Genomic DNA, 20,715 nt, shown 5'->3' on the forward strand with positions numbered 1-20,715 from the left:
ACCGAAAGGTCGTTGACGGTATTTCACCTTGCTTTGTGTCCGGATGTAACCATGCGCCATGGCACATCATCCGGATGCGCTTCCTCAAATCCGCACTACGGTCCGGTGTTGTTTCACCCAGGATATGCCGACGACGTTGTCGCGCTGTAGCCGATCCGGAAACCGCCCCAATGTTTGCCATCCACATTGATTGGGACGGACAAATCATGCATGACCTCGTCGGTATTGCGCCTGGTCCGGTTGTTGGCAAGGTCGGTGGCGTAAGTGCCGGTCAGCGGTTTGGTGGCACGGACCAGATGGCGCGACCTGCCGCTGTCAGGTCAGCGCCGAGGTGACCTTGAGAACTTCGTCGACCGTCGTCACGCCCTCGACGACTTTTAGCGCACCGGCGATGCGCAGCGGTTTCATGCCATCACGAATACTCTGCTGGCGCAGCTCGTGGATGTCGGTTTCGGCCTTGATGCTTTTGGAAAAAGCCTGAGACACCGTGAGTAGTTCATACAATCCGGTGCGGCCGCGGAATCCGGTATGGCGGCACTCCGGGCAGCCGACCGGCCGATACACGGCAGCGGGTTTGGGGATGTCGAAACCCTCGGTCAGATTGGTCCACACATCGTCCAGCAGCGTGCCATCGGGCGTCTTGCAGTGGCTGCACAGCGTGCGCACCAGGCGTTGCGCCATGATGCCGATGAGCGTGCTTTCCAGCAGGTAATACGGTACGCCCAGTTCCAGGAGTCGCAGCACTGCCGAGGGTGCGTCATTGGTATGCAGCGTCGACAGCACCAGGTGGCCGGTCAGCGCCGCCTGGATGGCCATTTCGGCGGTGGCCAGGTCGCGAATCTCGCCAACCATGATGATGTCCGGGTCTTGTCGCATCAGCGCGCGCACGCCATCGGCGAAAGTGAGGTCTATGCCGTGCTGGATCTGCATCTGGTTGAAGGCCGGCTCGACCATCTCGATCGGATCTTCGACGGTGCAGACATTCACCTCGGATGTGGCCAGCGCTTTCAGGGTGGTATACAGCGTCGTGGTCTTGCCGGAACCGGTCGGACCAGTCACCAGCACGATGCCATGCGAACGCTTGGTCAGTTGATCCCAGCGCACGGCGTCTGCTGGCGGGAAGCCGAGTTCCGGCAGCGTCTTGACCACGACTTCCGGATCGAAAATCCGCATCACCATTTTTTCGCCGAACGCGGTCGGCAGCGTCGACAGGCGCAGCTCGATTTCCTGGCCCTGCGGCGTGCGGGTCTTGATACGTCCGTCGAGCGGGCGGCGCTTTTCGATCACATCCATCCGGCCCAGCAATTTTATGCGCGCGGTCATCGCGATCATGACGGTCGCCGGGACTTGATACACCTGATGCAGGATGCCGTCGATGCGGAAGCGGATCGCACTGAAATCGCGTTTCGGTTCCAGGTGGATATCCGAAGCACGCTGCTCGAATGCGTATTGCCACAGCCAGTCGACAATGTTGATAATGTGCTGGTCGTTGGCATCGACCTGGCGGTTTCCTTTGCCGAGCTCGACCAGTTGCTCGAAATTGTTGCGGCTGCCGGCGTCCTGGCCATTGAGCTTGTGCGCACCCTTGATCGATTTGGCCAGCGTGAAGAACTGCGCCGTGTATTGCGCGATATCGAGCGGGCTGGCGATCACCAGCTTCACAGTGCGGCGCGTGATCTTGGCGATCTCGGCCTGCCATTCCACCGCGTACGGTTCGGCGGTGGCGACGATCAGATCGGTCGCGCTCAGTTCGACCGGCAGGATATGAAAACGTGACGCATAACTGGCCGACATCACATCGGCCACGGTCGTGAAATCGATCTTCAGCGGATCGATCCGGTAGAACGGCAATTTGACCTTGCCCGCCATCCATTCGGTCAGCATGTCGAGGCTGAGCAAGCGATGCGGCGGCAAGGCCGAGGTCAGCTTCGATTGCGCCACGGCCGTCAGCGGATGCATGGTCAGTGCGGCATTGCGCAGGATGCCCTGGGCAGCGGTAAAGCGCATCTTGACATCGACCTTGTCGACGATGCCATCGGCCAGCAACCATGTAAAGATTTGCTGCAGATCGATGAGTTTGCTCGCCGTTTTGTCGGCTGGGACCGGATGAACAGACATGGCTGGCGCGCTTTCTCGAAAGGGATTGGTCAGGAAAAACGCGGTGCCAGCACCATCAGAAGCAGTGTTCCGGCCCTGGAAACGAACCATCCTTGACACTGGTGATGTACGCCTGCACCGCGCCTTCGATACTGCCCTGACCATCCAGGAAGTTTTTGACGAAGCGTGCCTTGCGGCCCGGGAACGCACCCAGCATGTCGTGCATCACCAGCACCTGACCGGAGCAGTCGGGACCGGCGCCAATGCCGATGGTTGGAATCGCCAGCAGCTCGGTGGTTTCTTTGCCGAGCAGGGCCGGGATGGCTTCCAGCACCAGCATCGACGCACCGGCGGCCTGCAGTGCCATGGCATCTCTCTTGAGCTGGTCCGCGCTTTCGGTGGATTTTCCCTGCACCTTGTAGCCACCGAGCTGGTGCACCGATTGCGGTGTCAGTCCAAGGTGGGCGCACACCGGGATGCCGCGTTCGGTCAGAAAGCTCACCGTCTCGGTCAGCCATGCACCGCCTTCAAGCTTGACCATGTGCGCGCCGGCCTGCATCAGCACGGTCGCATTGGCATAGGCGGTTTCAGCCGTGGCGTAGCTGCCGAACGGCATGTCCGCCACCAGCAAGGCGGTGTGGTTGCCGCGCGCGACGCTGGCGGTGTGATAAGCGATGTCGGCGACCCGTACCGGCAGCGTCGAATCATGACCCTGACACACCATGCCGAGCGAGTCACCGATGAGCATGGTCTCGATACCGCAGCGATCCATCAGTGCTGCGAAGCTGGCGTCATAGCACGTCAGCATCGTGATTTTTTCGTTGGCTAATCGCAGTGCCTGCAGCGACAGGATGGTGACCGGCTTGTTGCGGCCAGCCGCCTGGTTTTCTTGCAAATACCCTGCCATCGTCATTCTCCGAGATTGAAGAACTCGCGCTTGCCGCGCATGTTCCTGATACGCATGACCAGCAGGTTGAAATCCTCGTCACGCTCGATCGGATTGAGATGTTCGGCGTTGACGATCAACAGCGGCGCTGCGTCATAGTGATGGAAAAAACGGCTGTAGCTTTCGCACAGGCGCGTCAGATAATTTTCGGAAATATCGGCTTCGACCGAGACACCGCGCTTACGGATGCGATCGAGCAAGGTGGACGGTTCGGCCTGCAGATAGATCACCAGGTCCGGTACCGGCGCTTGCGGATGCAGGTGGTCATACATTTGCTGATACAGGTTGAGTTCGTCGTCATCCAGCGTCAGTCGGGCAAACAGCGGATCCTTGTCGATCAGGAAGTCCGACACCAGCGACGCCTTGAAAAAGTCGGTCTGGGCCAGGTCGCGCAACTGATTGATGCGCTGGAACAGGAAGAACATCTGTGTCGGCAATGCAAAGCGTGCCGAGTCGCGATAGAACCGTTCCAGGAATGGATTCTCCTGCGGTTGCTCCAGCAGCAATTGCGCGCCGAACGACTCACCGAGCTTTTTTGCCAGCGAGGACTTGCCGACGCCGATCGGCCCTTCAACAACGATGTAATTGTATTTATCGAAATTCATGATCTCAAGAAGAAGTAAGCCTGCCCATCATTCGCACCATCGATACACCATCGACACATTATCTTCACCTGATCACTGCTCCTGCACATTCCGCATTCCGCATTCAATATTCCACATAGCACCGGCCTCGTCGATGCTACATCTTTTGAATCGCTTGCCCCGCAACCCCGGGCACAAAACGATGCGCTGCACCACAACCCGGAATCTCGATCAGCGGATCGAGCTGCAACAGCGGAATCAGCGTGAAAGCCCGTTCGGTCATGCGTGGATGCGGCACCGTCAGCGTGGCAGTATCGATGCACTCGGTGCCGTACAACAGCAAATCGAGATCCAGCGTGCGCGGTGCGTTCCGGTACGCCCGTTCACGTCCGAAAGACTGTTCGATCTGCTGCATGTTCTCCAGCAAGGCATGCGCGCCGAGCGTGGTGGACAGCTGTGCGACTGCATTGACGAAATCGTCACCGGCAGCCTCGATCGGGGCCGTCCGGAACAGGCTCGATTGCAGCGTGAGCCGTGTGGCGGGTAGCGCTGCCAGCGCCAGCAATGCGCGCTGTACCGTGTCCTGCGCATCGCCCAGGTTTGCACCGAGGCCGATGTAGGCAGTCACCGTGCAGTCTGTCACTCGCTGGCTCCGCTGTCACCGTCGGGCTTGACACGGCCGCGTCCGCCACGTCGCCGTGCACCTTTTGGCGCGCCGGCGGATGCGGCGGTTTTCGGTTTTTGCGTGAGGAGCACTTCACGTTCGGGGCCGTCACCTTCCATGAAGGCCGTCCACCATTCGCCGAGTTCGGTATCGATTTCGCCGGACGCACAGCGCAGCAGCATGAAGTCGTAGCCGGCTCGCAGGCGTAGGTTTTCGAGCAATTTGTAAGGGCCCTTGCCGGTGCGACGTTCGAAGCGCGGTTGCATGGCCCAGATGTCGCGCATGTCCGAGGCGATCTTGCGTTGCAGTGCCAGCTTTTCGATCTGGCTGTCGAGCACATCGTCAGCCGCCAGGTGCAACGCCGGGATCGACGCTTCACCTGCGGCTTGATAGGCAGCCCATTTTTCCAGCACCTGATGCCACAGCAGTGACGCAAACAGAAAGCCGGGCGAGACCGGCTTGCCTTGCTGGATGCGGGCGTCGGTACTGGCCAGTGCCAGGCGCACGAACTTTTCGCCGAGCGGCTGTTCCATGACCACGTCGAGCAAGGGCAGCAGGCCGTGGTGCAGGCCTTCCTTGCGCAAGCGCTGCAGGCAGGCCAGCGCCTGGCCGCTCATCAGCAGTTTCAGCATTTCGTCGAACACGCGCGCGGCCGGCACGTTGTTGATCAGCGGTGCCATGATCTTCATCGGTGCACTGGTTGCCGGATCAATCGTGAAACCCAGCTTGGCCGCGAAGCGCACCACGCGCAGCAGGCGCACCGGGTCTTCGCGAAAGCGCGCTTCCGGCACGCCGATGATGCGCAGTGTCTTGTTGCGGATATCGGCCATGCCGCCGTGATAATCGAGCACGGTCTGGGTCTCGGGATCGTAGTACATCGCGTTGATCGTGAAGTCGCGCCGCACTGCATCTTCGTGCTGTTCGCCGAAGGTGTTATCGCGCAGCACGCGGCCATGTTCGTCTTTCGGCGCTTCTTCCATCGAGGCGCCACGGAAGGTCGTCACTTCCAGCAAATCCTGGCCAAACATCACATGCACGATCTGGAACCGGCGACCAATGATGAAGGCGCGCCGGAATAATTTTTTGACCTGCTCCGGCGTGGCATTGGTGGCAATGTCGAAGTCCTTCGGCTTGATTCCGAGCAGCAGGTCGCGCACCGCGCCACCGACCAGAAAGGCCTTGAAGCCGGCCTGTTGCAGGCTTTGCGTGACACGGATTGCGTTCGACGACACCAGCTTCGGATCGATCTTGTGTTCTGTCGGTCCCAGCACGACCGGCTTGGTCCGGTCTATCGGTTTGGATTTGCTGCCGAGGATACGGCGAAAGAATTTTTCGATCATTGGTGTTGATTATTGAAGAGGTCGAGGGTAGGCCAGCCCTGCGCGCGCGCATGCGCTGCCAGCAGGTCGTTGGGGTTCGTTGCCACCGGATGGGTCACGATCGACAACAGCGGAATATCGTTTTGCGAGTCGCTGTAAAAGTAGCTCGCACCGAAATCCTCCAGACGCTGGTCCTGCGCCGCCAGCCACGCGTTCAGATTGGTGACCTTGCCGGGTCCGAACGGTGGCGTGCCACGGGATTTGCCGGTGAAGTCACCGGCGTGGTCCAGTTCCGGCTCTGCCGCGATCAGATTGGCGATGCCGAATGCGTGCGCGATGGGCGCGGTGATGAAGCGATTGGTGGCAGTGATGATCAGGGTTTCGTCACCGTCATCCTGATGTCGCTTGACCAGGGCTACAGCCTCTGGCCGGATCGCCGGGAGGATGACTTCGTGCATGAATTGCTGATGCCACGCATCGAGCTCGGTGCGCGGAAAGCGCGCCAGTGTGCCGAAAGCGAATTCGAGGTATTCGAGCGGGTCCAGCGTGCCGTTCTGGTATTGCAGATAGAACGCGGCGTTGCGCACTTCAAAGGCCGCCGCATCGATGGCGCCGATACGGCAAATGAACTGACCCCATTCGTAATCGGAATCGAGCGGCAGCAGAGTGTGATCGAGATCAAAGATGGCCAGTTTACTCATGATGATTGGGACCCTTCCTGATCGTGCGATTCGCGTTGCAGCAGTTCGCGCAGCAGCGGTAATGTCACGGGCCGTTTGGTTTCCAGAGAATATTGGTCCAGGTCGTCGAGCATCGCGGAAAGTGAGCGCATGTCGCGCCGAAAGTGAGTGATTAGGTAGGGTAACACGCCGGTTGCCAGCGTAAAACCGCGGGTCTTTGCGGCCTGCGTCAGCGCGGCAATTTTTTCGTCGTCGGTCAGGCCGTGTACCTGATAAATCAGGCCCCAGCCGAGCCGCGTACGCAAGTCTTCGCGTAGCGCCAGGCGGGCTGGCGGCAAGGCACCGCTGGAAATCAGCGCGCCGCCGTGTTCGCGAATCTGGTTGAACAGCGCGAAGGCGGCAATCTGCATGTCGTCGGACAGTCGTTCGCAATCATCGAGCAGGTACAGGCTGATGTCCGGTGCATGGATGAATGCCGACGGCGGCGAGTTCGGCGTCAGCAGTCGCGTACCGCCGCTACTGACCAGTGCATGCAGCAGATGGGTTTTGCCGGCGCCGGCTTCGCCCCAGCAATACACGAAGCGTTCGCTCAGTGGCAGTTTGTCGCCATACGCATGCTGGCTCAGCAGTGCCAGCAATTCGGCATTGCGGCCGGGTTCGAAATTGTCGAGGTTTTGCGGTTTCTCACCGGGCAGATCGAGCAGCATTTGCCGCATCGGCGGACAGTAGGGAATCGGGTCGGAAGAAACGGTCATGACGTGCAGATTGTCCAGTGTGAAAGAAAATGACAGTAACTAGGGAGCGTGATGGCCCGGTTTGTTAAAATGGCGACTTCGTTGAAGGCAGTGACACTGCGTTGCCTTCGTCTCAACCCGCTATTTTACTGCCTCTGCTGCCAATCACATCATGACTTCCCCTGCAAACGTTTCTCTTTCCTACCGCGATGCGGGTGTTGACATGGATGCCGGCGATGCGCTGGTCGAAGCGATCAAGCCCTTCGCCAAACGTACTGCCCGCGAAGGCGTGCTGGCCGGTATCGGCGGTTTCGGTGCCATGTTCGAAGTCAGCAAGAAATTCAAGGAGCCGGTTCTGGTCTCGGGTACCGATGGCGTTGGTACCAAACTCAAGCTGGCTTTCCACCTCAATCGGCACGACACGGTCGGCATCGACCTGGTTGCCATGAGCGTCAACGACATCCTGGTCCAGGGTGCCGAACCGCTATTCTTCCTCGATTATTTTGCCTGCGGCAAGCTTGATGTGCCGACCGCCACCGATGTCATCAAGGGCATCGCTCAAGGCTGCGAGCAAGCCGGTTGCGCCCTGATCGGCGGCGAAACCGCTGAAATGCCGAGCATGTATCCGGATGGTGAATATGACCTGGCCGGCTTTGCTGTCGGCGCAGTCGAAAAATCAAAAATCATCGATGGCAGCAAGATCAAGCCGGGCGACGTAGTGCTGGGTCTGGCGTCGAGCGGTGCGCATTCGAACGGCTACTCGCTGGTACGCAAGATCATCGCGATGGCCAAGCCGGATATGGATGCCGATTTCCATGGCCGCAGCCTGGCCGATACGCTCATGGAGCCCACGCGGATTTACGTCAAGCCGTTGCTGGCGCTGATGGCATCGATGGACATCAAGGGCATGGTCCACATTACCGGCGGTGGCCTGGTCGAGAATGTGCCGCGCGTCCTGCAGAGCCACCTGACGGTCGTGTTGCAAAAGGATTCATGGGTCATGCCACCGCTGTTCAGCTGGTTGCAAATGCACGGCAACGTCGCTGACGCCGAGATGCACCGCGTGTTCAACTGCGGTATCGGCATGGTCGTCATTGTCGCCAAAGGAGATGCTGATGCAGCGATGGCGCAATTGACTGCCGCCGGCGAGACCGTCTCGCGCATCGGCGTGGTCCGCGAGCGCCAGGATGGCGAGCATCAGACGCAGGTCGAGTAATCGTAGTTGACGGCAGGTCGCCCAATCTGCCGCGCTAAGAAAGGCGGCGCTTTGTCCACGAATCATCGTTTCCAGTTGGTCGACGTCTTCAGCGAGCAGCCTTTTTCGGGCAATCCGCTGGCCGTCGTGTTCGATGCCGACGATCTCACCACCGAACAGATGCTGGCCATCACGCGCTGGCTGAACTTGTCCGAAACCGCGTTCCTGCTGACGCCGGATAATCCGCTTGCCGACTACCGCTTGCGTATTTTTACCCTGGATCGTGAAATGCCTTTTGCCGGCCATCCGACGCTGGGCGGCTGTCATGCCTGGCTGTCTGGTGGTGGTAAGCCCCGTGATGCACTGGAGATCATTCAGGAATGTGGCGCAGGATTGATCCCGATCCGGCGCAACGCCTCGACGCTGGCGTTCGCTGCGCCGCCGCTGTTGCGCAATGGACCGGTCGACGAGCCGGCGTTGCTGGAGATGGCGCGTTTTTTACGGATTGATCGCACCGCCATCGTTGATGCGCAGTGGGTCGATAACGGGCCGGGCTGGATGGCTGTGTTATTGGATTCGGCCGATGCTGTTTTGGCGCTCGAACCGCAGCGGGATTATCCGACGCGGCTGGACCTCGGCGTGGTCGGTCCGCATCCGGCGGGTAGCGATGCCGCGTTCGAGTTGCGTGCCTTCCTGACAGACCATCATGGTGCCGTGAGAGAAGATCCCGTGACCGGCAGTCTCAATGCATCAGTGGCGCAGTGGCTGATTGCAAGTGGCCGTGCCGTAGCACCGTACTTTGCTTCGCAGGGGAACCGGCTTGGCCGGACCGGACGGATTCATGTGACGGCCGATACGGCTGGTGCGGTCTGGATTGGCGGTACTACCATCACGTTATTTTCAGGGGTCAGCAGCTTCTGATTCGACACGCTGTACTTTTTGACGCTCTATCGGTGCAGGCTGGCGAATAAGACTATCTGCGAACCGCAAGCTGATCGGTAGCCGACCACCCGCTGAGCCGTACGGCAAACGGGGACCAGACTACAGCGATTAAAACTCTTCCCAGTCATCGCTCGCAATGGGTTTGGCCGACGGCTTGCGCTGGGCAACCGCGGCCGTTCTGGTACTCAACGCCGGCACAGTTTTTCTGGCAGGCACCGCAGGCGTGATTGTCCTTGCCGGTGTTATTGACGCAGCGTGTCCATCGATCTTGAAGGTCTCCACCAGCAGGCCTAGTTGGCGCGCCTGCTCGGTCATGCTCAGTGCGGCGGCAGACGCTTCCTCGACCAGCGCGGCATTCTGCTGCGTCATTTCGTCGATCTGCACGACGGCCTGGTTGATGTGGTCGATGCCGGTACTTTGTTCGCTGCTTGCGGCAGTAATCTCGGACATGATGTCGGTGACCTGGCGCACCGAGGTGACAATGTCCTGCATGGTTTTTCCTGCTTCATCGACCAGCTTGCTGCCGGTATCGACCTTGTCGACCGAGTCGGTAATCAGAGCCTTGATCTCCTTGGCTGCGCTGGCCGAGCGCTGCGCCAAACTACGCACTTCGGAGGCGACGACAGCAAAGCCGCGGCCCTGCTCGCCGGCGCGGGCGGCTTCGACGGCTGCGTTCAGGGCGAGGATGTTGGTCTGGAATGCGATACCGTCGATGACACCGATGATGTCGACAATCTTGCCCGAGCTGGACTTGATGTCGCCCATCGTGGTGACTACATCGGCCACGGTGCGGCCACCCTTGAGGGCGATGTCGGATGCGGTCTGGACCAGCTGGTTGGCCTGACGGGCATTGTCTGCATTCTGTTTGACGGTGGAAGCCAGTTGCTCCATGGCGCTGGAGGTTTCTTCCAGCGAGCTGGCCTGGGATTCGGTACGGGCCGACAGGTCGGCGTTGCCGGTGGCGATCTCGCTGGAGGACACGTTAATCTGGACGGTGGCATCACGCACCTGCGCAATGACGTTACTGAGGCCTTCGCTGATGCCGTTCATGGCGCGCAGGAGTACGCCAATTTCATCGGAACGATCGACTTTCACAGCCACGGTCAGGTCGCCGGTAGCAAGGCGCTGTGCTGCTTCCGTAGCCAGATGCAACGGCCTGAGCACCATTGACCGTATCAGCAAGAACAGCAGGCCGACCAGGGTGAACACCGCGATTACGGCGAAGACGGCATACAGATTGCGCAATGCCACGACTTCTTCGGTGAACTCGCGGGTATAAGAGCCACCTGCCACCATCCAGTTCCAACGGGGATACAGCTCGAATTTGACTATTTTTTCGGACGGACGGGAGTCGCCGAGTTCCTTGTTCATCCACGGATAGCGGGTCTCGCCTTTTTTCTGCTCCAGCATTTCCTTGATGAAAGGACGACCAGCGTCATCCTTCAGGTCGAGCAGGATTTTCCCTTGCAGAGTGGGATGCACCAGCAGCTTGCCAAAGTCCGGACCCGGCTTGGCATTGAGGACGTAAAAATAGCCGGTCTTGCCAACCTTGATCGCTTTGATCTTGTCTTTCAGGACGGTCATCGGTGCGCCAATATCCACACCGACAAACAGCACGCCGATGACGGCGCCGCTGCTGTCGCGAATCGGATCATAGCTGGTGATGTAATCCTTGCCGAACAGTGTGGTGATTCCGGAATACGACTGGCCCGCACTGAGCAGCGCATACGCCGGACTGGCGCGGTCCAGCACGGTGCCGATTGCGCGGTCGCCATTTTCTTTTTTCAGTGAGGTCGAGATACGAATGAAATCGCTGCCACTCTTGACAAAAATGGTTGCCGGAACACCGCTCGTACTGGTGAATTTATCCGGCACGTTGAAATTCATGTTCAGGTCATCGTCACCAGTTTTGAGCACGGGCGTTGGTTTGCCCGAGACATCGATGCTGCGACTGGTATCGAGTGTGAATCCTGCCGGGAAATTGCTTGCAAACATTTTTCCCGACCTGACCGCCTCATCCGTGACAGCCTTGTCAAACATGTCGATCATGTTGATCAGCGAGGTAGTCTGGATACCGATTTCATCGGTGGCGCGTTCTTCAGCAAGACGCGATGTGGAATAGCCGATGGACCACGCGTAGACGGCGAAGATTACGCCGGTCAGGATAAAAGTGGAGAGGGCCAGTTTGGTGCCGATGCCCAGTTTGTCAAAGCGATTCGAAAGTGCAGACATGGATTCTTATTCCTGAAAAAGAGGCGTGACAACGAAGGCGACAGATTGTAAATGATGATACAGAGAAACAATCATGAATATCTCGATACACTGCGTTACATCAGAATAATGTCGTACTGTTCCTGCTGATAAATCGATTCGACCTGCAGCGAAATCGGCTTGCGGATGAAGTCGCCCAGCAAGGCCAGATGCTGTGATTCTTCTTCCAGAAACATATCCACCACCAGTTGTGACGCCAGAATGCGGAACTCGCGCGGGTTGAACTGCTTGGCTTCACGCAGCAGTTCGCGCAGAATTTCGTAGCAAATGGTGCGGGCCGTCTTGACCTGGCCGCGACCGCTGCAGGCCGGGCAGGTTTCGCACAGGATGCGGGCCAGCGATTCGCGGGTGCGCTTGCGCGTCATTTCGACCAGGCCGAGTGCAGAGAATCCCGACACCGACATCTTGGTGCGGTCGCGCGCCAGTGCCTTGTGCAGCTCGCTCAGCACCGCGCTGCGATGCTCGGTGTTTTCCATGTCGATGAAATCGAGGATGATGATGCCGCCCAGATTGCGCAATCGCAGTTGGCGGGCGATCGCTTGCGCGGCTTCCAGATTGGTTTTGAAGATCGTATCGTCAAAATTGCGGCCGTTGACATAGCTGCCGGTATTGACGTCGATGGTGGTCATGGCCTCGGTCTGGTCGACGATCAGGTAACCACCGGATTTCAGATCGACACGCCGTCCCAGCGCGCGCTGGATTTCTTCTTCGACGCCATACAGATCGAACAGCGGACGCTCGCCAGTGTAGTGGCTCAGCCGGGTCAGTACCGACGGCGTGTAATTGGTGCCGAAGGCCTGCAGCATCAAAAAATTCTCGCGTGAATCGACCTGGATGGTCGCGGTATTGTCGCCCACAAAGTCACGCAAGACCCGCTGCGCCAGGCTCAGGTCCTGATGCAGCAGCGAGGTCGGTGGTTTGCTTTTGGCGCTGGCAGAGATGGTCGACCAGGTCTTGCGCAGATAGTCGATATCCATCTGCAGGTCGGCCTCGGACGCATCCTCGGCCATGGTGCGGATGATGAAGCCACCTTTTTCTTCGGGCGGCAGCAAACGCTGGACCTTGCCGCGCAGCGCTTCGCGCTCCTGTTCGTTTTCGATCCGCTGCGAAATGCCGATATGTGAATCCTGCGGCAGATACACCAGCATCCGGCCGGCGATCGAAATCTGGGTCGACAACCGCGCACCCTTGGTGCCGATCGGGTCCTTGATGACCTGAACCGTGACGGCCATGCCATCGAACAGCAGCTTTTCGATCGGCAACGGGGGCATAGCCGGGCCATCGTGACTGCGGGCTTCCCAGATATCGGCGACGTGCAGGAACGCAGCGCGCTCCAGGCCGATGTCGATGAAGGCCGATTGCATGCCGGGCAGCACGCGGGCGACCTTGCCCAGATAGATATTGCCCGCCATGCCGCGCGACAGCGTGCGTTCGATATGCAGCTCTTGCACCGACCCTTGCAGTATCAATGCAACGCGGGTTTCCTGAGGGGTGATGTTGATCAGTATGTCTTCGTTCATGGCAGTCGCAGGCCGGCCTGCTTCAAGAGTTGTGCTGTTTCAAAAAGTGGCAGGCCCATGATGCCTGTGTAACTACCTGCCATGTGTGCGATGAAGCTTGCCGCGTACCCCTGGATGCCATAGCCGCCGGCCTTGTCGTAGGGCTCCTTGCCAGCACAGTATGCCCGGATTGTTTCTTCCGGCAAAGTGGCGAATGTGACGTCCGAGGTCTGCGTGATTTGCCAGATGTCGGCATCGCGCCGCACCGCGACGCTGGTCAATACCTGATGGCTTTTGCCGGATAGCGCGCGCAGCATCGCGATTGCCTCGGCCTGGTCGGCCGGCTTGCCCAGAATGACATCGCCCAGCACCACGGTCGTGTCCGCACTCAGGATCACTCGCATGGGCAAACGGCGCACCTGCACTGTCTGGATAGCGGCATCGGCTTTCTCGCGCGTGACGCGATAGACATAATCGGCTGCCGCTTCGCCGGGATGGAGCGCTTCGGTGACATCGGGAACACGGCCGCTGTGGTCACGCATCAGCAGCAACTCGAAATCAACGCCTAGTTGTCGCAGCAACTCCCTGCGGCGTGGACTTTTTGAAGCCAGGTAGATTTTCTGGTCAGTCGGTCGCATGGTAGTCAGACCCGGTGGTAGGGATGATTCTGGGTGATGGACCAGGCCCGGTACAGCTGCTCTGCCAGCAGCACGCGCACCATGCCATGCGGCAGCGTCAGGCTGGAAATGCGCAGCAGCATGTCGGCGCTGGTTTTGAAGTGCGGATCGAGGCCATCTGCGCCGCCAATCACGAAAGCGACATCGCGGCCCTCCTGTTGCCAGCTGGTCAGTTGCTGCGACAGTTGTACCGAGGTCAGATCACGCCCGTGTTCGTCCAGCGCGATGATGCGTGTGCCTTTCGGCAGTGCTGCTTCGATGCGGGTACGTTCTAGGGCCATGGCGGTTTCGGCAGTCTTGCTGCCGGAACGCTCGACCGGTTTGATTTCCTTGAGGTGGATCCGGCATTCCGGCGGCATGCGCTTGGCATACTCGCCGAAACCCGTTGCGATCCATGCCGGCATCTTGTGGCCGACTGCCGCGATGATGAGCTGCATCGCGTAGCCCCGCTTACTCGGCTGCTTTGGTTTTGGCCGGTGCGCGTTTTACAGGGACGCTGCGTTCGGCGACGATCTTTTTCTCTTTGATCACGCGTTCTTTTTTGGCGGCAGCAGCGGTGGTGGCGCTTTTGGTTGCGGCGATCTTGATGGTCTTGCCGACTGGTTTTTTGGCCGCCGGTTTTTTCTTGGCCGGAGTGGTGCCATCGGCGTTGCGCGCAGCAGGTTTGCGGGTGGCTTTTTTCGGCGCATCGTCCACCGTGGTCTGGGTGGCAGTCAGGTGGCGACCGACTTTTTTCGGTGCTTCTTCCGGCTCGGAGGCAGTGCGTTTCGAGACCCGGACGGCGGAGCCGAACTTGACTTCCTTTTCGCCCCAGATTTCTTCCAGGCGATAGTAAGCGCGGATCGCCGGTTGCATGATGTGGACGATCATGTCGCCCAGATCGACCAGTACCCACTCGCCGGTAGTTTCGCCTTCGACGCTCAGGATGGTGCCGCCGTTTTCCTTGACCTTGTCGCGCACCGAGGCAGCCAGTGCCTTGGTTTGCCGGTTCGAGGTACCCGAGGCGACCACGATGCGGTCGAACAGGCTAGTCAGGTGGACGGTGTCGAAGACCTTGATTTCCTGGGCTTTGACGTCTTCCAGCGCGTCGATGACGAGGGCTTGCAGTGTTTTAATGTCCATTTAGCTTTTATAAAGATGATGTTGTTGAATATAGTCCAGCACCGCATGCGGAACCAGCGAATCAGGTGGTTCCCCGTGGAGCAGGGCAGCGCGAATTTCAGTAGCCGAAATTGCCACCGCCAGGTCCGGGGCCAGAAACGTCATGCCTTGCGGCGTGTCACGGATTTGCGCCGGCGTACCGGCGCGTTGTTCGAATGCCTGCCGTATATCGGACGGCACCTGTTGCCCATCCATTGCGAATCCCGGGCGCGCCGCAGCGCACACGTGGGCAAAGTCAAACAAGCGACGCCACTCCTGCCAGGTATCGAGTCGCTGCAACTGATCTGCTCCCATCAGGAACACCAGCGAGACGTCCGGTCCAAGTTCGGCGCGCAATGATCGTAAAGACTTGATGGTGTAAGTCGGGTTGTGGTCCTGCAGTTCGCGTTGGTCGATCACGACAGGCACGTCCTGGTTTTTGAAAGCCCGTTCCAGCATTGCAACCCGCTGTGCGCCGCTGGCTCCCAGTGCGGCTTTTTGCCAGGGGTTTCCCGCGGGCAGAATACGTAACTCGTCGGGCTTGAGCACACTGACAAAATAGCGTGCCAGGGCAATATGTCCGCAGTGTACCGGATCAAAGCTGCCACCCAGCAAGATGATGCAGCGGCGCTTGATGCCGTTCACGCTAACCAGTCGCGCTTCACCAGGAACCGTTCATAGAGCGCGGCTTCCGCCGAACCTGGCAAGGGCGACCAGTTGTAGCGCCATTTGACGACTGGCGGCATCGACATCAGGATGGATTCGGTGCGACCACCCGATTGCAGGCCAAACAAAGTGCCGCGATCATACACCAGGTTGAACTCGACATAGCGGCCGCGCCGATACGCCTGGAAATCGCGCTGAGTTTCATCGAACGGCATATCCTTGCGCCGCTCCAGAATCGGCACATACGACGCCAGGAAATGATCGCCTACGCTTTGCATCATCGCGCTGCTGCGCTCCAGCCCCAGTGCATGAAAATCATCAAAGAAAATGCCGCCGATGCCGCGCGGCTCCTGCCGGTGCTTGAGATAAAAATAGTCGTCGCACCATTGCTTGAAACGCGGATGCAGGTCGTCACCGAAGGGCGCCAGCGCGTCGCGGCAGGTCTGGTGGAAGTGCCGTGCGTCGTCGTCGAAGCCGTAGTACGGCGTCAGGTCCATGCCGCCACCAAACCACCAGACCGGTTCTTCACCCTCGGCCGTGGCCGTGAAAAAGCGCACATTCATGTGCACTGTCGGCGCATTCGGATTGCGCGGATGCAGCACCAATGACACGCCCATCGCTTCCCAGCCACGACCCGCAATTTCTGGCCGGTTCGCGGCCGCCGAGGGTGGCAGGTTCTTGCCGGTCACATGCGAAAAACCGACGCCGCCGCGCTCGAACACATTGCCTTCTTCGATGATGCGCGAAATGCCGCCGCCGCCTTCCGGGCGCTCCCAGGCATCGGTGGAAAACGTCTTGCCGTCGATAGCTTCAAGTCCGGCAACGATGCGCTGTTGCAGTCCGAGCAGATAGGTTTTGATCAGAGAGGCGGGAGAGGGTGTCATTGCATGCGGCGATAAATGAACAGACCCGGATTGTACCCCGGGCCCGTGCGTCGTTCGCGGGTTAGCCGTGTCGCTTGAGAGCACGCCAGCCGATGTCACGCCGGAATTGCGCGCCATCAAAGTGGATCTGGTCCAGTGCTTCGTACGCATACCGCTGTGCCATTTTGACGCTGTCGCCCAGCCCGACAACACACAACACGCGGCCGCCCGACACCGTCAGCGTTCCGTGATCCAGCGTGGTGCCGGCGTGGAAGGTGACGCAGTCATGCGTCTCGGCCGGAATGCCGCTGATGACGTCACCCTTGCGCGGCGCATCCGGATAGCCGGCAGCCGCCATCACGACGCCGAGCGCGGTGCGGCGATCCCATTCGAGTTCGATGGTGTCGAGCGTGCCATTGACCGCGTGTTCCATGACGGTGAGCAGATCGGTTTTCAGGCGTGCCATGATCGGCTGGGTTTCCGGGTCGCCCATGCGGCAATTGAATTCCAGCGTTTTGACATTGCCGGCGTCATCGATCATCAGCCCCGCGTACAGAAAGCCGGAAAACGGGATGCCGTCTTTGGCCATGCCCTGCACGGTAGGAATGATGATCTCGCGCATCACGCGGGCATGCAATTCCGGGGTCACGATGGGGGCTGGCGAATACGCGCCCATGCCGCCGGTGTTTGGTCCGGCGTCATCGTCCTGCAGACGCTTGTGGTCCTGGCTGGTGGCGAGCGGCAGGATGTTCTTGCCATCGACCATGACGATGAAACTGGCTTCTTCTCCGACCAGAAATTCTTCGATGACTACGCGCGCCCCGGCATCTCCGAGCTTGTTATCGGACAGCATCATGTCGATTGCGGCATGCGCTTCGTCGATTTGCATCGCCACTACCACGCCTTTGCCAGCGGCCAGTCCATCGGCCTTGATGACGATCGGCGCGCCTTGCTGGTCGATGTAGGAATGGGCCAGTGCGCTGTCGGAAAAGGTCTGCGATTGCGCGGTCGGAATGCCGTGGCGCTGCATGAAGGTCTTGGCAAAATCCTTCGAGCTTTCGAGTTGTGCCGCTTCCTTGGTCGGGCCGAAAATTTTCAGACCGCGGGCGCGAAACAGATTCACGATGCCGGCCGCCAGTGGGACTTCCGGGCCAACCACGGTCAATGCAATGTGCTCGTCGATGACAAATTGCGCTAGCGCGGTGGGATCGCTGATCGGCAGGTTGACCAGACGTCCATCCTGCGCGGTGCCGCCGTTACCGGGCGCGACGTAGACCATTTGAATCCGTTCGGATTGCGCAATTTTCCATGCCAGGGCGTGTTCGCGGCCACCTGAGCCGACTACCAGAATTTTCATGTGAAGTTCGATGTGTAAATAAAACGATGGCAAAAAACTGTGCCGTGCTGATCGCCGCGTCAGGTACTTTCAATGGCGATGGCGTCAGCCCGGTTCTGGTGGTGATGCAAGCATTCAATCGTTACTCAAAGCGGTGAAAGCGCACTCGTTACCGCACTGATGCGGACTTACTATGTGGTACTGCTTCAGGCGTCGATGATTGCGTTCGTGTAGACCTCTTGTACGTCATCAAGATCCTCAAGGGCATCGAGCAATTTTTGCATCTTGATTGCATCGTCACCGATAAACACGGTCTCGGTCGAGGATTTCATCACCACGTCGGCGACTTCGGCCTTGAATCCGGCTGCTTCGAGGGCCTGCTTGACGCTGCCAAAATCATGCGGCGGACACAGCACTTCGATGCCGCCTTCGTCGTCGGTAAGTACATCTTCGGCGCCGGCTTCAAGCGCGGCTTCCATCAACGCATCTTCGTTGGTCCCCGGCGCAAACAGGAACTGGCCGCAATGCTGGAACAGGAATGCCACCGAGCCTTCGGCACCCATGTTGCCCCCAAACTTGGAGAACGCATGGCGCACTTCGGCCACGGTGCGCACCTTGTTGTCGGTCATGCATTCGACGATGATCGCCGCGCCGTTGATGCCATATCCCTCGTAGCGGATTTCTTCGTAGCTGGCGCCATCGAGGCCGCCGGTGCCGCGTGCAATGGCGCGTTGCACATTGTCTTTTGGCATATTTGCGTCGGCGGCTTTTTCAACGGCCAGGCGCAGGCGCGGGTTGGTGGCGATATCGCCGCCACCGAGCCGTGAACCGACCGTGATTTCCTTGATTAAGCGGGTCCATACTTTGCCGCGCTTGGCATCGGTGGCCGCCTTCTTGTGTTTGATATTGGCCCATTTGCTATGTCCAGCCATGACGACGATCCCTTGCAAGTGTGTGTGTTGAGCGACGTAACCGGGGCAAAATTAATCCTTGGTCGCCGCAAAATCAATCTACAATTTTACCATGCTGCCCCCGTGAAAATCCTCTGAGAAAGCTTGTCACCCATGTCAACTCCCCTGCTGATTGCGAAGAACGACACCATGTCGCTGTGCCTGTTGCCGCCACTGGCCAACCGGCATGGTTGCATTACCGGTGCCACCGGCACTGGCAAGACCGTGACCTTGCAAGCCATGGCACAAGCCTTGTCGGGTATCGGCGTGCCGGTCTTCATGGCCGATGTGAAGGGTGACCTGTCCGGCCTGGCCCGACCTGGAACCAACAGCGACCGGATCAAGGCGCGACTGACACTGCTCGGTTTGCCGGAGCCGACCTGGGCCGGCGTGCCAGTCACGTTCTGGGATGTGTTCGGTGAAAAGGGGCATCCGGTACGGGCGACGATTTCCGATCTCGGGCCCTTGCTGCTGGCGCGCATGCTGAACCTGAACGATACCCAGCAAGGCGTATTGCAACTGGTCTTCAAGATTGCCGATGACAACGGCCTGCTGCTGCTCGACATCAAGGATCTGCGCGCCATGTTGCAGCATGTGGGAGAAAACGCGGCGTCGTTCCAGACCGAATACGGCAATATTTCTGCCGCCAGCATTGGTGCCATCCAGCGCGGCCTGATCGGTATCGAAGAGCAGGGCGGCGACCAGTTTTTTGGCGAGCCGATGCTCAACATCGACGACTTGCTGCAGACCGACGCTGCCGGACATGGCGTCGTCAACATCCTGGCGGCAGACAAACTGATGAATGCGCCGCAGCTGTATTCAACCTTTCTGCTGTGGTTGCTGTCGGAGTTGTACGAGCATCTGCCGGAGGTCGGCGACCTCGACAAACCGAAACTGGCATTCTTTTTCGATGAAGCCCATTTGCTGTTCGCCGATGCACCCAAAGCGCTGCTGCAAAAGATCGAACAGGTAGTTCGCCTGATCCGCTCGAAAGGCGTCGGCGTCTACTTCGTCACGCAGAATCCGCTGGATATTCCGGACAGCGTGCTGGGCCAGCTCGGCAACCGGGTCCAGCATGCCTTGCGTGCCTACACACCGCGTGACCAGAAAGCGGTACAGGCTGCTGCCGAAACCTTTCGCGCCAACCCGCAGCTCGATATCGTCAAGGTCATTACCGAACTCGAAGTGGGCGAAGCGCTGATTTCCTTTCTCGATGAAAAAGGTCGGCCGACGATCGTCGAGCGGGGCTTCGTGGTGCCACCGGCATCCCAGATCGGACCGGTCAGCGAGGCAGAGCGCCGTTCGTTCATGACGAACTCGATGGTTGCCGGTGTCTACGAAAAGACCGTCGACCGAGAGTCTGCCTATGAAAAAATCAAGGGGCGAGTTGCTGCCAAACAGGTCGCGCCGGCACCTGCCCCGGCACCTTCGCCCGAGCCTGCCCCGACCGATGCTGGCGGCTCGATGGGTGACACATTCAGGGATGTGCTGGGTGGCGTATTCGGTGGCAAAAGCCCGACCCGGCGCAGTGACAGCATGGTCGAAACCATGATGAAGTCGGCCGTGCGGTCGATCGGATCGCAGGTCGGTCGCGAGATTATTCGCGGCGTGCTGGGATCAATCCTGAAGGGCGGCAAGCGGTAGTTCGCTGGCTTCGCGCCAGGCGTCGAGGCCGCCGACCAGCGGCCGCACGCGTACAAAGCCGTGTCCAATCAACTTGCGTGCAATGAGTGCTGCCGATGCTTCGTTCGGGCAGTTGCAGTAGACGATGATGTCGCGGTCGCGCGGTACGCTGTCGAACGCCGCCGCGTGATCGGTGTGCCCGTACAGGATGGCACCGGGGATGGCTGCTTCGAGTTCCTGCGCGGTCCGACTGCGTGCATCCACGATCACCGGTGACAGACCGGCGTCGATCATCTCGCGTAACTGGCTGACCGAAATGCGCGCCATGAACAGTGCCCGCATCAGACGACGTCGCTCGATGTATTTGTACAGAATGAACAAACCCAGCAGCACGCCGATGACCAGCAACGCAGTGGCACCCATGGTGCTCAGCATCTCCAGGGCCGTAGGCTGGGCTGCGAAGCCCAACATGCGTCAGGTTGCTTTGCGGGTCGCGGCGACGCGGGGGTTGCGGGCTGCGGTCTGCGGT

At 59.4% G+C, this 20,715-nt stretch carries 20 protein-coding genes; 3 read left to right on the forward strand and 17 right to left on the reverse strand.

The genetic code is table 11. The features are described from left to right. Positions 1-315 precede the first annotated feature (315 nt). The 7 genes from tfpB to hda form a co-directional block, all read right to left on the reverse strand. On the reverse strand, positions 316-2,118 hold the full coding sequence (gene tfpB / locus ABD720_RS12905) for a type IV pilus assembly ATPase TfpB (RefSeq protein WP_344763740.1): 1,803 nt from the start codon (positions 2,116-2,118) through the stop codon (positions 316-318). Positions 2,119-2,173: 55 nt separating this feature from the next. Then, positions 2,174-3,004, reverse strand: a complete 831-nt coding sequence (gene panB, locus ABD720_RS12910) for a 3-methyl-2-oxobutanoate hydroxymethyltransferase (RefSeq protein WP_344763741.1) — start codon at positions 3,002-3,004, stop codon at positions 2,174-2,176. A gap of 2 nt (positions 3,005-3,006) precedes the next feature. After that, positions 3,007-3,648 (reverse strand): deoxynucleoside kinase, encoded by a 642-nt coding sequence (locus ABD720_RS12915; protein WP_344763742.1) that lies wholly within the window; start codon positions 3,646-3,648, stop codon positions 3,007-3,009. A gap of 136 nt (positions 3,649-3,784) precedes the next feature. Beyond that, positions 3,785-4,270 (reverse strand): 2-amino-4-hydroxy-6-hydroxymethyldihydropteridine diphosphokinase, encoded by a 486-nt coding sequence (gene folK / locus ABD720_RS12920; protein WP_344763743.1) that lies wholly within the window; start codon positions 4,268-4,270, stop codon positions 3,785-3,787. Then, positions 4,267-5,631 carry a polynucleotide adenylyltransferase PcnB gene (gene pcnB / locus ABD720_RS12925; protein ID WP_344763744.1) on the reverse strand — a complete coding sequence of 455 codons (1,365 nt, stop codon included), beginning with the start codon at positions 5,629-5,631 and terminating at the stop codon, positions 4,267-4,269. The genes folK and pcnB overlap by 4 nt, the downstream gene beginning before the upstream one ends. After that, positions 5,628-6,311 carry a histidinol-phosphatase gene (locus ABD720_RS12930; protein ID WP_344763745.1) on the reverse strand — a complete coding sequence of 228 codons (684 nt, stop codon included), beginning with the start codon at positions 6,309-6,311 and terminating at the stop codon, positions 5,628-5,630. Before ABD720_RS12930 ends, pcnB begins: the two co-directional genes overlap by 4 nt. Then, a complete protein-coding gene (hda, locus tag ABD720_RS12935) occupies positions 6,308-7,006 on the reverse strand; it encodes a DnaA regulatory inactivator Hda (RefSeq protein WP_344763763.1) in 699 nt (232 codons plus the stop codon). Before hda ends, ABD720_RS12930 begins: the two co-directional genes overlap by 4 nt. A 190-nt stretch (positions 7,007-7,196) precedes the next feature. Between hda and purM the strand changes: the two genes are divergently transcribed. Together purM and ABD720_RS12945 are read left to right on the forward strand one after the other, a co-directional pair. Beyond that, positions 7,197-8,240: a phosphoribosylformylglycinamidine cyclo-ligase gene (purM, locus tag ABD720_RS12940; protein WP_344763746.1), complete on the forward strand. Its 1,044-nt coding sequence runs from the start codon at positions 7,197-7,199 to the stop codon at positions 8,238-8,240. Positions 8,241-8,291: 51 nt separating this feature from the next. Further along, positions 8,292-9,140, forward strand: coding sequence for a PhzF family phenazine biosynthesis protein (locus ABD720_RS12945; protein WP_344763747.1), 849 nt, complete (start codon positions 8,292-8,294; stop codon positions 9,138-9,140). Positions 9,141-9,269: 129 nt separating this feature from the next. On the opposite strand, the gene ABD720_RS12950 is transcribed toward ABD720_RS12945, so the two are convergent. From ABD720_RS12950 to ABD720_RS12990, 9 genes are all read right to left on the reverse strand, one after another. Next, entirely contained in the window at positions 9,270-11,393 is a 2,124-nt protein-coding gene (locus ABD720_RS12950; RefSeq protein ID WP_344763748.1) for a methyl-accepting chemotaxis protein, read from the reverse strand. A gap of 95 nt (positions 11,394-11,488) precedes the next feature. Continuing rightward, a complete protein-coding gene (rng, locus tag ABD720_RS12955) occupies positions 11,489-12,952 on the reverse strand; it encodes a ribonuclease G (protein ID WP_344763749.1) in 1,464 nt (487 codons plus the stop codon). Continuing rightward, complete coding sequence (locus ABD720_RS12960; protein WP_344763750.1) at positions 12,949-13,569, reverse strand: Maf family protein; 621 nt, start codon at positions 13,567-13,569, stop codon at positions 12,949-12,951. Before ABD720_RS12960 ends, rng begins: the two co-directional genes overlap by 4 nt. A 5-nt stretch (positions 13,570-13,574) precedes the next feature. After that, positions 13,575-14,045, reverse strand: a complete 471-nt coding sequence (rlmH, locus tag ABD720_RS12965) for a 23S rRNA (pseudouridine(1915)-N(3))-methyltransferase RlmH (RefSeq protein ID WP_344763751.1) — start codon at positions 14,043-14,045, stop codon at positions 13,575-13,577. Positions 14,046-14,058: 13 nt separating this feature from the next. Next, positions 14,059-14,730, reverse strand: a complete 672-nt coding sequence (rsfS, locus tag ABD720_RS12970; protein ID WP_344763752.1) for a ribosome silencing factor — start codon at positions 14,728-14,730, stop codon at positions 14,059-14,061. Continuing rightward, positions 14,731-15,393 carry a nicotinate-nucleotide adenylyltransferase gene (locus ABD720_RS12975; RefSeq protein WP_344763753.1) on the reverse strand — a complete coding sequence of 221 codons (663 nt, stop codon included), beginning with the start codon at positions 15,391-15,393 and terminating at the stop codon, positions 14,731-14,733. Continuing rightward, positions 15,390-16,298 carry an oxygen-dependent coproporphyrinogen oxidase gene (gene hemF, locus ABD720_RS12980; protein ID WP_344763754.1) on the reverse strand — a complete coding sequence of 303 codons (909 nt, stop codon included), beginning with the start codon at positions 16,296-16,298 and terminating at the stop codon, positions 15,390-15,392. Before hemF ends, ABD720_RS12975 begins: the two co-directional genes overlap by 4 nt. A gap of 61 nt (positions 16,299-16,359) precedes the next feature. Further along, positions 16,360-17,634: a phosphoribosylamine--glycine ligase gene (gene purD, locus ABD720_RS12985; RefSeq protein ID WP_344763755.1), complete on the reverse strand. Its 1,275-nt coding sequence runs from the start codon at positions 17,632-17,634 to the stop codon at positions 16,360-16,362. A 185-nt stretch (positions 17,635-17,819) separates the two neighbouring features. Further along, positions 17,820-18,545, reverse strand: coding sequence for a YebC/PmpR family DNA-binding transcriptional regulator (locus ABD720_RS12990; RefSeq protein ID WP_344763756.1), 726 nt, complete (start codon positions 18,543-18,545; stop codon positions 17,820-17,822). Positions 18,546-18,677: 132 nt separating this feature from the next. Between ABD720_RS12990 and ABD720_RS12995 the strand changes: the two genes are divergently transcribed. Continuing rightward, positions 18,678-20,207, forward strand: a complete 1,530-nt coding sequence (locus ABD720_RS12995; protein WP_344763757.1) for a helicase HerA-like C-terminal domain-containing protein — start codon at positions 18,678-18,680, stop codon at positions 20,205-20,207. Here the strand turns inward: ABD720_RS12995 and ABD720_RS13000 are convergent. Next, complete coding sequence (locus tag ABD720_RS13000; RefSeq protein WP_344763758.1) at positions 20,181-20,657, reverse strand: rhodanese-like domain-containing protein; 477 nt, start codon at positions 20,655-20,657, stop codon at positions 20,181-20,183. The two genes, ABD720_RS12995 and ABD720_RS13000, sit on opposite strands and share 27 nt — an antisense overlap. Positions 20,658-20,715 lie beyond the last annotated feature (58 nt).

It is taken from the genome of Actimicrobium antarcticum, assembly GCF_039536745.1.
In the GTDB taxonomy this organism is placed as follows: Bacteria; Pseudomonadota; Gammaproteobacteria; order Burkholderiales; family Burkholderiaceae_D; genus Actimicrobium; species Actimicrobium antarcticum.

Excerpts from the sequence above, each read along its gene's own strand:
- tfpB (WP_344763740.1), bottom strand. The coding sequence starts at position 2,118 with ATGTCTGTTCATCCGGTCCCAGCCGACAAAACGGCGAGCAAACTCATC.
- panB (WP_344763741.1), bottom strand. The coding sequence starts at position 3,004 with ATGGCAGGGTATTTGCAAGAAAACCAGGCGGCTGGCCGCAACAAGCCG.
- ABD720_RS12915 (WP_344763742.1), bottom strand. The coding sequence starts at position 3,648 with ATGAATTTCGATAAATACAATTACATCGTTGTTGAAGGGCCGATCGGC.
- pcnB (WP_344763744.1), bottom strand. The coding sequence starts at position 5,631 with ATGATCGAAAAATTCTTTCGCCGTATCCTCGGCAGCAAATCCAAACCG.
- ABD720_RS12930 (WP_344763745.1), bottom strand. The coding sequence starts at position 6,311 with ATGAGTAAACTGGCCATCTTTGATCTCGATCACACTCTGCTGCCGCTC.
- hda (WP_344763763.1), bottom strand. The coding sequence starts at position 7,006 with ATGCGGCAAATGCTGCTCGATCTGCCCGGTGAGAAACCGCAAAACCTC.
- purM (WP_344763746.1), top strand. The coding sequence starts at position 7,197 with ATGACTTCCCCTGCAAACGTTTCTCTTTCCTACCGCGATGCGGGTGTT.
- ABD720_RS12950 (WP_344763748.1), bottom strand. The coding sequence starts at position 11,393 with ATGTCTGCACTTTCGAATCGCTTTGACAAACTGGGCATCGGCACCAAA.
- rng (WP_344763749.1), bottom strand. The coding sequence starts at position 12,952 with ATGAACGAAGACATACTGATCAACATCACCCCTCAGGAAACCCGCGTT.
- ABD720_RS12960 (WP_344763750.1), bottom strand. The coding sequence starts at position 13,569 with ATGCGACCGACTGACCAGAAAATCTACCTGGCTTCAAAAAGTCCACGC.
- rlmH (WP_344763751.1), bottom strand. The coding sequence starts at position 14,045 with ATGCAGCTCATCATCGCGGCAGTCGGCCACAAGATGCCGGCATGGATC.
- rsfS (WP_344763752.1), bottom strand. The coding sequence starts at position 14,730 with ATGGACATTAAAACACTGCAAGCCCTCGTCATCGACGCGCTGGAAGAC.
- hemF (WP_344763754.1), bottom strand. The coding sequence starts at position 16,298 with ATGACACCCTCTCCCGCCTCTCTGATCAAAACCTATCTGCTCGGACTG.
- purD (WP_344763755.1), bottom strand. The coding sequence starts at position 17,634 with ATGAAAATTCTGGTAGTCGGCTCAGGTGGCCGCGAACACGCCCTGGCA.
- ABD720_RS12990 (WP_344763756.1), bottom strand. The coding sequence starts at position 18,545 with ATGGCTGGACATAGCAAATGGGCCAATATCAAACACAAGAAGGCGGCC.
- ABD720_RS12995 (WP_344763757.1), top strand. The coding sequence starts at position 18,678 with ATGTCAACTCCCCTGCTGATTGCGAAGAACGACACCATGTCGCTGTGC.
- ABD720_RS13000 (WP_344763758.1), bottom strand. The coding sequence starts at position 20,657 with ATGTTGGGCTTCGCAGCCCAGCCTACGGCCCTGGAGATGCTGAGCACC.